Here is a 12,898-nt window from a genome sequence, read left to right on the forward strand (position 1 = left end):
ATAGCTACTGCTCAGACTGAAGACAAACTATAGACAAAGTCATCATCAGCTGTGGTAATTAAACAAAGATACGATTAAGTTGAGGAGATAGATTTAAGAGCTGATTAGATAAAAGGAAGAAGGGGTGAGGAACAGGACGTTCCGAAAGCTCTATTGAGCCATGGATGGCGAATTAGAGCGGTACCCTTCTTCCTTTTAGATAGAAGCCTTAAATCTCGACGGAGACTTTGTTAGAATGTTTAATTACCACAGCCTTTAAAAAATGACTTTGTCTACAAACTGAGCAGTAGCTTAAATAGCTACTGCTTAAATTTAAAACTTCTAAGGAACAATCATTGTACCGGTTTTTCCTTCTATACCTTCTTTAGCTTTTTCTAATGAAGTAATTAAGGTTTTTCTACCAGGTTTTGAACCGGCAAATTTGATGGCAGCTTTTACTTTAGGTAACATTGATCCAGGGGCAAAGTGACCTTCATCAATATATTTTAACGCTTCCTCTATAGTCATTTGATCTAATTCTTTTTGCTCTGGAGTGTTAAAGTTAATAGCTACTTTTTCTACTGCCGTTAAAATAATGAGATAATCGGCATCTAAAATCTCTGCGATCTTTTCAGAAGCTAGATCCTTATCTATTACAGCAGGTACCCCTTTTAGTACACCATTTCCTTCGTCTATTACTGGAACACCGCCACCACCTACTGTAATTACAATGTACCCAGCTTCTACTAATGTTTTCACTATAGGTGCCTCTACCACATCTATTGGTTCAGGAGAAGCTACTACCCTTCGATACCCTCTACCAGCATCTTCCTTCATAATATAACCTTTTTCTTCCATAAGTTTTTTAGCTTCCTCTGCACTGTAGAAGAAACCTACCGGTTTAGTAGGATTTTTAAAACCTGGGTCATTTTTATCAACTACCACTTGAGTTACAACAGCTGCTATATGTTTTTCTATACCCCGCTTAACCATTTCTTCTCTGATAGCTTGTTGTAAATGATAGCCAATGTAGCCTTGGCTCATTGCACCACACTCAGGAAAAGGCATTATTGGAAGATTAGGGTTAACCTGAGCTGCCCCTTCATATGTTGCCACTATCTGACCTACTTGAGGTCCATTACCATGGGCAATAATTACTTGATGGCCTTCTTCAATTAAATCAACTATAGGCTTAGCGGTGTTTTGGGCAGTAAGCCTTTGACTTTCAGCACTTATATCTTTGGGATCTGCCTGTAAGGCATTACCTCCTAAAGCTATAACTATTCTGCTCATCTTTTATCCTCCTATTAGCTATTATAAAGTTGCAACCATTACAGCTTTGATGGTATGCATTCTGTTTTCTGCTTCGTCAAAAACTACAGAGTGTTTACTTCTAAACACTTCATCGGTCACTTCCCTAATATCTAAGCCCCTTTCTTTAGCCTCTTTAGCCACTTCTGTTTCAAAGTCATGGAAAGCTGGTAAACAGTGCATAAAGATAACATCGGGATTTTCTGTAGCTTTAAGCATATCCATATCTACTCTAAACTTGGTCAATAGTTTAACCCTATTTTCCATTTGATCTTCTTCACCCATAGAAACCCAGACATCGGTATAGATTACATCTGCTCCTTTAAGACTTTCAATGTTATCTGATACTTCAATGATCGCTCCACTTTCTTTAGCCACTTCTTGTACTTTATTTAAAATACTTTCTTCTGGCCACAATTCTTTAGGACCATAGGCGACATAGTGCATTCCCATTTTTGCACAACCGTACATCCAAGCATATGACATGTTATTTCTAGTGTCACCTACAAATACAACTTTTACCTTATTTAATGGTTTGGCTACATGTTCTTCAATGGTTAAAAGGTCTGCTAAAATTTGAGTAGGATGATCAACATCTGTCAATCCATTCCATACTGGAACACCTGAATATTTAGCTAGATCTTCTACAACCTTTTGTTCAAAACCTCTATATTCTATACCATCATAATATCTACCCAATACTTTAGCTGTATCTTCTAAAGACTCTTTTTTACCCATTTGGGAACTCTTAGAATCTAAAAAGGTTACATGGGCACCTTCATCAAGGGCTGCAACTTCAAAGGCACATCTTGTTCTTGTAGAAGTTTTTTCAAATAGTAAAACAATATTTTTCCCTTCTAATGCTTTTGTCCTTATACCTGCCCTTTTTTTAGCTTTTAAATCCTTTGAAAGATCCAAAAGATACCTAATTTCCTCTTTTGTAAAGTCCATAAGTGTTAAAAAACTTCTTCCCTTTAAATTTACTGGCATTATTAATTCCTCCTTTTATTTTTATAATTTTATAAATTTTCTCTAATTAATGGCATTGACATACAGCGGGGACCACCTCTACCCCTAACTAGTTCTGAACCTTCAATTTCTATAACTTCTATTCCCCTTCTTCTTAAGGTTTCATTGGTATATTCATTACGATCATAGGTTATAACAACTCCTGGCTCAATTGCTAAGGTATTTGTACTATCATTCCACTGCTCCCGAGCCGCTGTAATTTCTGTACCACCACCACTTTCAATTAATTCCACACTTGGTAGTTTTAATACCTGCTTCAAGGCAGCTTCTAAAGAACTTAGTGGAGTGATTTTAGGTCCATTTACCCCTTTAGTTAGTAAATATACTTTAATAGAATTTTTAACACCTGGATAAATGGCAAACTGGTCGTAATTTAACATTGTAAACACCGTATCTAAATGCATATACGCCCTTGTAAAGGGAATTTGAATAACTAATACCTTATCTATTTTAGTCTCTTGGAATAATCTTTGACTTAAAGTTTCTATCCCCCAAGCCGATGTCCTTTCACTACAACCAATTGCTAAAGTAGTTTCGTTTAATACTAATATATCCCCACCTTCAATACTATAAGGATCAGTATAGTTATAATATAGAGGGGTTTCGCTGCTGGTAAATAAAGGATGATACTTGTAAATATAGTGAAGAAACATAGTCTCTCTATTTCTAGCCGGTGTTTTCATTTTGTTAATTGATAACCCATTTCCTATAGTCGTTCCAGGGTCTCTAGTAAAGTAAAGATTAGGAATAGGATTTATATAAAATGGATAATCACTCTTCACATAATCTACTAGCCTATATTCCCAACTTAAATTAGGTACATCTTCTTTATGTAATCCTTCAATAGCCACTCTTACAACTTTCTGAGGGGGTAATGATAAAAGATATTCCTTAATTGCCTGTTCTAAATAGGGGTTTGCTAAGTTAGTTCCTTTAATAACATCACTGATAAATTTTTCTTTTACCTCTGCCTTTTCTAATACTTCTTCCAATAGATTTTCATAATAATAAATTTCACACCCTCTATCAGCCATAGTTAAAGCAAAGGCATCATGTTCATTTCTCATTCTCTTTAACCAGGGGATATCATCAAAGAGTAACTCCTCTAAGTATTGAGGTGTTAGCCGCTCTAATTCCCTTCCCGGTCGGTGTAATAAAACAGCTTTTAGTTTACCTATTTCAGAATTTACATTTAAAAAACTCTGCTTCATCCTTTCACTCCTTCCCCAGGTATTCTTTTTTTACATATGGTGATGTCATCCCCTGCAAAAGAGCACCATAATTAGGTATAAACTCTATTATATCTCCAACCTTTAAATTAGGCCTCTTTGTCACATCTAATAGGAGATGGTCACTACTCCCTCCTAAAATTTCTATTTCTTTGTCTAAAGGTTCCATGTTTATATCTATATCTTGTCTGCCTAAAGCAACTATTGCCCTTTTATGAATACCCCGATCTTCAAAGATCGGTGTATTTCCGAAAGCATCTTGCCCTATTTCACCGATAGGAACCGATGGTTTTTCCTTTAGTTCCACAATTTCTCCTACAATTTTAAAGGTATCTAAAAAGGTTTCTGGAATATGTTCCCTTGCAATAGTTTCTCGTCCTAACAATAGACTTTCCCCTAAACGTAAATGGTTGATTTCTTTAGGCATCCTACCTTCAATCAACATTTTAACAGAACTAGAATTACCCCCTGAGATAATTTTTAAAGGAGTACCTTTGCTTTCCCATTGTTTTTTTAAACTACAGAGTTTTTCTAAGTTATCCTCTGAAGGAATAATACCTCCATAACAGGTTAAATTGGTTCCTAAACCCACAACCTCTATATTTTTAAAATTTTCTATTTCTTTTTGTATATATTCTAGGTCAGTAGGCCAAAATCCTTCCCGTAAATCCCCTAAATCTACCATAAGAATTATTTTATGTTTTTTCCCTACTCTACCGGCAACTTCATTCAATCTTTTTATCGTAGCTAATTCTGAGTTTAAAGATGTATCACAATACTCTACTACTTCTTCACATTCCGATAACATAGGAATTCTTAAAAGTAGGGTTTGGACTTTATCTTTAAAATATCCCTTTAGCTTTTTAATATTTTCAACCCGTGAATCGGCAAGCTCTTTAAATCCCCCTTGAACTAAGGCTTTAGCTACTTCTAAGTCTGCACAAGTTCCCTTGGTAACAGCACAGGGCTCTATTCCCTTTTCTCTACACAATTTTAATAAAACTTCTCCGTTATGCCGGATTTTAGGTAAATCTATTACTATTTTCGGATACATGTTTTTCCTCCTACACCTGTAAACTTTCCCTCATGAGATGGACACTTTCCTTTGGATACTTAACACTCATAGCCCCTAATACTGCCATATTATAATGTCTATCTATTAAGATTTTTGCTTTTTCTCCTGGTAATAACGGTTCCCCTTTAATATTTACCCTCTTTCCTTTAACACCCTTTTCTAAAATTTCACGACCCCTTTCTAACCTTGTTAAAGCCCCTCCAGTACCAATAATCCACTTAACTACAGTTAGGTCTTTTCCTTCTACTATTTTATAGCGACCTGAAGGTCCATATAAAACCTTTAACTTCCCTACATGGCGGTTAATAGCTGTTTCCACCGCTAATTTAGTTAGCTCTTCCGATACTTTTTTTTCTTTAGCCGTTGTAGGAATAGGTTTGATTAAAGTTTTCAACTCTTCTTTATCTACCCCTATATTTTGGGCAAACTTTTCTTTCCCTACAAGGTTAATGATATTTTCACTATTTATATAGACTCCTAAGTCTCCTTCTACAGTCCTTTTTTCCCTTGGTTCTGGAGCTATTAAAAATCTACTTAATTCTTCACTTCCATCTGTAACTGAGTGGACATCGGTAGTAGCTCCACCTACATCTATTACTATTAAATCTTCAATTTCTTCACTTAAAGCAATAGCTCCCTTCATCACTGCTCCCGGTGTGGGTATAATTGTCCCTGTCACCATTTGCCGGATTTTCTCCATCCCCGGTCCCTTGGTGATGTGCTCTTCAAAAAGCTGTTGAATTACTTCCCTAGCAGGAACGATGTTTAGTTCATCTATCTTAGGATAAACATTTTCAATAAGAACTATAGTTTTCCCCTTTTCTTTAAACAATTTTTCTACTTTAGGAGCAAGTTTAATATTGCCACCATAGATAAAGGGAAGATCTAGAGGAAGAGATGCAAGTTTTTTTGCATTTTCAAAAACTATCTCCTCTTCCCCATAATCTACTCCTCCTGCTAAAAGGACTATGTTAGGTCCTATATCTATAATCCTCTGTAGGTCATCTTCTTTTAAAGGACCGGCAGTGACATCTCTAATCACTGCCCCGGCTCCTAAAGCCGCCTCCTTGGCAGCCTTTACTGTCATATCATAAACTAGTCCGTGTACCGTCATCTTCAAACCACCGGCTGCTGAGCTTGTAGCAAACATCTGGGTATAGTCTACTTTTTCTTCCCCTAAACTTTGGGCCAATTGTTCAAGGGCCATTTCCAGACCTACTGTTACATCCCCTTGATAAACGGTAGTAGGTCCTTGCCCTTGACCTAAAAATTTAGGCTTGGGGGAGTTCAAGCCCGTAAAAGCATTGATAACAGTGGTAGTACTACCTATTTCTGCAACTAATAAATCAACTTTCATCCTTCTCCCCCTTTAAAATTATTGTAATTCCCTTCTCTTTTTAACTAAGAAACTAGCTACATGGATACCTTTAGTTCCCCTACCAAAGCCTGCATCCATTCCTTCTTCTACTGCTATATCATTAGTTACTTGGGTTCCACCAGCTACTAAGATAATTTTTTCTCTAATACCTTTTTCTTTACATAATTGATGGAGTCTTCTCATGTTTATTCTATGAATATCTCCATGGGTAATGATTGTAGAGATCAGGATAGCATCAGCACCTATTTCTATTGCTGCATCCACAGCTTTAGTGACAGATACAGAGGTACCTAAGTAATAGCATTGGATACCAAATTTCTCGATACCACCGTGTTTTATATCAATAATTTCCCGCATACCTACAGAGTGCTCATCTTCACCAACGGTAGCTGCTACAACTTTCATCGGTTTTTTCTTAATATCCTCTCTGATTTCTTCTTCTGATAAACTAGGAATCTCTTGGGGTATCTTTAACTCTTGGGGATCTATGGCTAACTCTAAGCGACCTTTAACTTCCACCAATGTACCCTCTGCTGGATGCATCGACTGTTTATGGATAGCTTCTACATCGGTAAGTCCCATTTTTTTAGCTATTTCCATTGCTGCATATTCCGCTACCCTTACAGAAGTTGGTAAAAAGATATTCATACTTACATAGCCATCGGCATACCATTCAACCTCTGGAGTTAATAACCCTTTTTCTCTATGTTCTTTTTTTGCCTCCATCCTTCTTAGGACATTATCTTCTTCATCTAATTCATCGATATAAACAATTTTTTCAGGCTTACATAAAGTACATCCATCTATAGCTTCACAAGGTGAATTGTACTGGCTGGGGATATTATTATAGCCAAAATGATGACAAACTGGGGCAAAATAGTCTTTATCCCTTTGGAAAATGGTACCACTGCCTATGCCACCATCACCTTTTCTAACAATACCGTCTCCATTTCTTTCAGGGTAATAACCACTATCAACAAAGAACCCTTCTTCTACTGCTTTGAAGTATCCACCAACTTCGATAATTTCTTCTAGGAAAAGTATTGCCCTTTCCTTCAACTCTCTAACCTTATCTCTTAGTGGTCCATCTTCCCTTAACTGGACATAATCTGTAATGGAATCTAAGCCTATTAAAGCCTGTTTAGCAGTATTTATCGCATGGATATTGTTGTAGTGCCATGGCACATTCCTTCCTTCATCGGGGGTTATTGTACTTTGTATATCAGCACTGGTTAATCTAGAAATCATTAAGTTTAAAGTATGGCTAACGGTAGCTTCCCTTGTACAGCTCTCCATGTATTTTGTGTTCATTTGTGCCCTCATTTTATACTGGTCAAAAAGTTCCCTTAATGCTACGGCATAGGGTAAATCTAAGGCCATACAAGGAGCTGGGGGAGCTGTTGGTGGAACAGTAGAAAGGCTTATATTTTCTTTTTTCATACCAACTTTAGTAGAAAACATAGCATTAATACCATGCTGTACCATAAGCTCTGGCATTACTTTCCACGCTTCCCTAGCTGTAGCATTGGCGTTGTGGGCACCATCGATTTGTAACATATCTGCCGATGCCATTATTTTTTTGGCTACAGCGGCATCTACAAAGGAGCGGTACATATTTACATTACGATAGAGAACATTATATTGGGGGTCTTGATGGGCACCATTGATCCCTTCTTCGGCAAATAATACTGCAATATCTGGTCCTGCTACTCCACTTACGTATGAATGGAGGTTTATAGGACGACCTACTTCATCTTCTATCATGTCTAATGCTTTTCTAGTTGCCCTAATTTGTTTTCTAGTAATAGGAACACCACCAATTCCTTCAGGAGTTCCTTCTATTAAACCATCATAGTGACTCTGACCTGCTGTTCTAATAACCATGATGTGGTCTGCACCATGCCAAGCTGCCATCCGCATCCGGCGAATATCATCTTCAAATCTTCCAGAGGCAATTTCCGATGTAATTACACAATCTGGTTGTGGATCAATATCCCCAAAGTATTTGGAAGCTGGAAGACCAATACTATTTTTTAGAGGTTGGGATATTTGTTTATAGACAAAGGGACCTACTTGGGTAGGTTTTTCTACCTTTTTTCTCCAAGTCCAGCCTTTTCTCCTAGGCCTATAACTTTCTAGATCTTTTAGGATTTCTTCTATATTTAATTTTTCGTTTTTGTCTAGATTCATTACCTTTCACCTCCAAAAAGGGCCTTTGCTTTTTCCCATAAACTTTCATCTTCAATTAACCTTTGCCCTGCTTCTAGGTAGTTAATTCCTAAACTTTCCGCTACCTTTAATACCACATGACCTGCTCCTTTACCGATAAGGCCATGTTCTATACAACGTTCTACTATAACCTTACAGTCTAAGCTACTAAAACCCATCCTTAGTAAAACACTTCTTTCTACAGCGGGAGATGTGTGGGTATGGGCCAATTCCACCAATGGTGTTGTAATCTGATCTAATAGGGACCAAAATCTCTCCTTTAGTTGTTGATCAGTTAAGTCCTTGAGATGTTCTCGCCTTTGGAGATAATTATCTTTTCTTTCCACCTAAACTACTCCTTTCCTGCTAATAATTTTTTTATGTTTTCTAAACTAGTATTTAACTCATCTTGTAAAAACTGCCAATCTACCTCTGTAAATCCATTTATATCAAAATTAGCTTTGATATTTTTTAGATAGGTTGACCTCAATCTATCCACTGGATATTCCTTCACAAAAAGTTTAGAAGGGTGATCCGGTAAAACTATAGATTTTCCTGGTACACTTTCTCTAGGGTCACCTAAATATACATGGATACCATTTTTCATAGCAAAGGAGAGCTGGGCATTTAGGTGTTTTCCAGCCCCGGTATATTCCGTTTCTTGTACTACGATAATTTGATCTTCATCCATTTCCCTAGCCAAAGGAATAGCTGCTGCTAAAGAGGTGTTCCCTGCTGGGCCCCTTTCTAGCCCTTCTAATATAGCTAACATTTCTGTTACATAAAAGGCTTCCCCTTGGGTTACTGTAACATAACGATCCATATATCTTAGTGGTCTTGCTGCATTTTTAGGAACATCGGCCCTATCTGGCCAAGTAGCAAAAGGTACTCCAAAACCGGTATGACCTGTGGTAAAGGATTTTTTATTAAAATCATTGTCACTAGCCATGTGTAATCCTTCTAAATCTATACTAGCTCCTATTACTTCTGTATCATGACATCCCGCCCTTTTAAGGCCTCTAGCTGTTCCAGTCAAGTTACCTCCACCGGCGTGGGTTACCACTACTTTATCAGGTTTTCTCCCTGTCCTTTCCATAACTTGCTCGGCAATTTCAACCCCTAGTGTTTCAATACCGGCTATACCAAAAGGAGTGTACAATGAAGCGTTAAAATAACCTGTTTCTTCTAAGGTTCTTAAAAAGACGTAAAAAAGTTCTGGTCCTACTGACAGCTGTAAGACTTCACTGCCATAGGCTTCACAAGCCCTACCTTTTTCCATAATCTCCGGCTGATAGACCCCTCTACTATCAAAGGCTTCTTGAACAATAATACAATCTAAACCTTGCATAGCAGCTTGGGAGGCTACCGCTGCTCCATAGTTACCGCTGGTGGCAGCTACTACCCCTTTATAGCCATTTTTCTTAGCATGATACACCGATACTGCCGCTCTCCTTGCTTTAAAGGAACCGGAAGGATTTGCAGCTTCATCTTTTAGAAAAATCCTCGCCCCTTTGCCTTTAGGAGAAAGTTTCCGAACTAATTCAGTTATATTTTTCAATTCATAAAGGGGAGTATTACCAACCCCTTGTTCTTTTTGAATTTCCCTAATTTTATCAAAGGTATAGCCTCCATAGGCCATCATTTTTTCATAATCGAAGGCTAAAGGAGTAATTTGAAATTCCGTGTAATCTATACCGATAGCCTTTTTCATTATTTCGTTTTTCCTCGCCATAACCCCTTGATAGCTATTGTCCATGGCCATCACCTGATTTCATAAAATTTTTAATACTTTCCCTCACTTGAAATAACTGGGGAACAACATCGCCAAAATCATGGGTATATCTGGGATTAGTGTTAGTTAAAATTCCAGTCATTTTTCTACCTATCGCAGTTTTTATCTCTACTTCTTCACCTACAGAAGCTGGAGTTTCTAAAAAGCCCTTTACTTTAAAATGTAATGGGGTGTTTTGGGTGTCTATAGGGACTTGTGGGGCCCTTTCTCCCCTAGGTAAAACCTCTTTTGTTATCTCAACATAAGTTCCCTTTGGAATCTTATCCATTAAATCAACTCCTCATTTTTAACATTTTTTCAAGATCTCCCATAATTGCAGCGGGAACTGGAAGTTCTGCCATGTTTGTTAACCCGGGTTTTGCTTTAATTACGTTGATAATAGAGTTTACTGCCATAGCAATTGTTCCGATGCCACCAGGTATTTCTGGTTTAATTGCCATATTGACATTAGGAGTGCCATAAATGTTGATATAGTCACCGGTTTCTACTCCTTCTAGTTCTGGTAGCACTTGTTGAGGATGTTCTAATTTAATAACTGTTTTACCATTCATTATTCCGTAAGCAATGTGTTTACAACCTGCTACCATTCCGGGATAAACTTCAACATATTTAGTCTTTCTATAAACTTTAGAAATTATTGGCTCCTTTGTTTCTTTAATTTCATCTAATTCCCAACCTAATGCTTTGGCTATTAGGGCCATAGATTCTGGAAAACCTACATGACCTACTATATAACCTTCTTCTATACCTTTTTTAAATTCTTCTACAGTTGTTCCTACCCCTTGGGTTTTCATCACAGTGGGACCGAAAGGAGATAGGTCATTGATTCGGGCAGCTTCAATTTTTTCTACATGGGTACAAACACCTGTTAAAGCTATAATCAATGTGTCTAGAACAAAACCTGGGTTTATTCCTGTTCCTAGTACCGTCACATTATTTTCTTTAGCTAATCTATCTATTTCTTGTGCTAATTCCCTTTCTTGCTGCTGAGGATAGGCCATTTCTTCTGCGATACAAATTACATTTTTACCACTTTCAACAGCTTGTTTAATTTGAGGGAAAACTTCCTTTGTAAAGGAACCGGTGGCAATAAGCACTATATCTGCTTCTTTAGCTAGGACTTCTTCAGGATTACTTTCAATAATTACATCCATCCTCTGACCTTCAAAAATTTCTCCTAAAGGTTTACCTACTTTGTTAGGATCTAAGTCAATGGCACCTACCGATTGAATACCTGATTTCTTGGCTATTAACTCAGCCATACCTCCTCCCATTGCACCTAAACCCCAATGGATTACTTTAACTGACATTTTACCTCCACTCCTTTGTTTAGATTTCTCCCTTTATTTTTTGCAAATTTTATGCCAATATTTGAATATCTATAAAATTCTTTATTTGTGGGGATGTTTTGTATTTTGAAAAACAAAAAAACACCTAAAGAGCAAAATTTTTTGCTTTTAGGTGCAAAATTTTTTTCAGATGCTAATCTTATATTTCTTTAATTTATATTGTAAGTTTTGTCTAGAAATCCCTAATTCCTCAGCTGTTTTAGAGATATTGCCATTTAATTCTTTAAGTTTTTCTGTTATAACCTCTACTTCCAGTTTTTCTAAAATTTCTGGTAGAGTTTTAGGGGTAGGTTTTGTGTCAGCCCATTGTTGAAGGTGTTTAGGTAAAATATCTATAGTAATTATATGATCTTCTGGAAGGATGTTTATAGCACCTTCAATGACATGTTGAAGTTCCCTGACATTCCCTGGCCAGGAATAATTATAAAAAAGGTTCATCACTTCTTTGCTGATTTTTACATCTTTAATATTGAATTGTTTTTTATATTTATCGATAAAGTATTTAGTTAGAAGTATTATATCACTCCGCCTTTCCCTTAACGGAGGGATTTCAATATTTACAACTGCCAAACGGTAGTAGAGGTCCTGCCTAATTTTATTATTTCTAACACTTTCCCCAGGCTCTGTATTTGTTGTGGCAATTATCCTTACATCAACGGGGATTTCTTTAGTTCCACCTATTGGCCTGACTTTTTTATCTTGTAAAACCCTCAAAAGTTTAGCCTGTAAATCTAGTCCCATTGAATTTATCTCATCTAATAAAAGGGTTCCACCATCTGCTTGTTGTAATAACCCTGGCCTATCTACTGCTCCGGTAAAACTTCCCTTTACTGTCCCAAATAGGATCCCTTCTAATAGAGATTCTGGTAGTGCTGCACAATTTTGAGCTATAAAAGGCTTATTTTTTCTTTTACTAGCGTAGTGGATACTTTGAGCAAAGAGTTCTTTACCTGTTCCAGTTTCTCCGTAAATCAATACAGAAGAATCAGTTTTTGCCGCCCTCTTACCGTATTCAATTATTTTTTTAAGTTTTTCACTTTCACCGATAATGTTGTTAAAGGTAAAGTTTTCACCTTCTCCTTTTTTATCCTTTGTTGTATAGAGTTGTTGTTGTAAATCGACTATTTTTTCCGCCAATTCTTGTAATCGGGTAACATCTTTAGAAATTTCCAATACCCCTACAAATTCTCCGTTGTTATAAAGGGGTACTGTTGTGTTAATAGTTACTATCCTTTGACCTTTGTAGTTTGTATATACTTGAACTTGATCGTAAATTGGTTTTTTAGTTTTAAGTACCCGGTGTATAGTACTAGTTTCTGGGGTGAGGGAGGGAAACATAGCTAAAACATCTTTATACAATACTTGATGACCTTCCATTCCCTCCATTCGAGCCATTGTTGGATTATAGAAAATGGTTTCTCCCTTTTTATCAACAATATGAATCCCTTCATCTATCGAGTTTAAAATGTTTTCAAAGTTAAGTTTTAATATATTATCAAAATCCATTTAATCACCCCCACTAATTTCAATTATATCTCAATTTTGAAA

Annotated in this window: 11 protein-coding genes; all 11 read right to left on the reverse strand. The window is 36.8% G+C overall.

The features are described 5' to 3' along the window. Nucleotides 1–321 precede the first annotated feature (321 nt). Nucleotides 322–1,272: a carbamate kinase gene (gene arcC, locus BMX60_RS05750; protein WP_091350204.1), complete on the reverse strand. Its 951-nt coding sequence runs from the start codon at nucleotides 1,270–1,272 to the stop codon at nucleotides 322–324. A gap of 21 nt (nucleotides 1,273–1,293) precedes the next feature. Then, nucleotides 1,294–2,280: an ornithine carbamoyltransferase gene (gene argF, locus BMX60_RS05755; protein WP_091350207.1), complete on the reverse strand. Its 987-nt coding sequence runs from the start codon at nucleotides 2,278–2,280 to the stop codon at nucleotides 1,294–1,296. A 29-nt stretch (nucleotides 2,281–2,309) separates the two neighbouring features. Further along, nucleotides 2,310–3,530, reverse strand: coding sequence for an arginine deiminase (gene arcA / locus BMX60_RS05760; RefSeq protein ID WP_091350210.1), 1,221 nt, complete (start codon nucleotides 3,528–3,530; stop codon nucleotides 2,310–2,312). Nucleotides 3,531–3,534: 4 nt separating this feature from the next. After that, nucleotides 3,535–4,602, reverse strand: a complete 1,068-nt coding sequence (locus tag BMX60_RS05765) for an alanine/ornithine racemase family PLP-dependent enzyme (protein ID WP_091350212.1) — start codon at nucleotides 4,600–4,602, stop codon at nucleotides 3,535–3,537. 10 nt (nucleotides 4,603–4,612) lie between these two features. Further along, the gene (locus tag BMX60_RS05770; protein WP_091350214.1) at nucleotides 4,613–5,980 is read right to left on the reverse strand and encodes a GlmL-related ornithine degradation protein; all 1,368 of its coding nucleotides are present in this window, start codon (nucleotides 5,978–5,980) and stop codon (nucleotides 4,613–4,615) included. Between the two features lie 18 nt (nucleotides 5,981–5,998). Further along, entirely contained in the window at nucleotides 5,999–8,191 is a 2,193-nt protein-coding gene (gene oraE / locus BMX60_RS05775) for a D-ornithine 4,5-aminomutase subunit OraE (RefSeq protein ID WP_091350217.1), read from the reverse strand. After that, nucleotides 8,191–8,556 (reverse strand): ornithine aminomutase subunit alpha, encoded by a 366-nt coding sequence (locus tag BMX60_RS05780; protein ID WP_091350218.1) that lies wholly within the window; start codon nucleotides 8,554–8,556, stop codon nucleotides 8,191–8,193. The genes oraE and BMX60_RS05780 overlap by 1 nt, the downstream gene beginning before the upstream one ends. A 5-nt stretch (nucleotides 8,557–8,561) precedes the next feature. Beyond that, nucleotides 8,562–9,965 (reverse strand): 2-amino-4-oxopentanoate thiolase subunit OrtB, encoded by a 1,404-nt coding sequence (gene ortB, locus BMX60_RS05785; protein ID WP_341423060.1) that lies wholly within the window; start codon nucleotides 9,963–9,965, stop codon nucleotides 8,562–8,564. Continuing rightward, entirely contained in the window at nucleotides 9,955–10,269 is a 315-nt protein-coding gene (gene ortA, locus BMX60_RS05790; RefSeq protein ID WP_091350223.1) for a 2-amino-4-oxopentanoate thiolase subunit OrtA, read from the reverse strand. The genes ortB and ortA overlap by 11 nt, the downstream gene beginning before the upstream one ends. A 4-nt stretch (nucleotides 10,270–10,273) precedes the next feature. Beyond that, the gene (gene ord, locus BMX60_RS05795) at nucleotides 10,274–11,311 is read right to left on the reverse strand and encodes a 2,4-diaminopentanoate dehydrogenase (protein WP_091350226.1); all 1,038 of its coding nucleotides are present in this window, start codon (nucleotides 11,309–11,311) and stop codon (nucleotides 10,274–10,276) included. A 165-nt stretch (nucleotides 11,312–11,476) separates the two neighbouring features. Next, entirely contained in the window at nucleotides 11,477–12,856 is a 1,380-nt protein-coding gene (locus tag BMX60_RS05800) for a sigma-54 interaction domain-containing protein (RefSeq protein WP_091350229.1), read from the reverse strand. Nucleotides 12,857–12,898: the final 42 nt, after the last annotated feature.

The organism is Anaerobranca gottschalkii DSM 13577 (assembly GCF_900111575.1).
Classification (GTDB): domain Bacteria; phylum Bacillota; class Proteinivoracia; order Proteinivoracales; family Proteinivoracaceae; genus Anaerobranca; species Anaerobranca gottschalkii.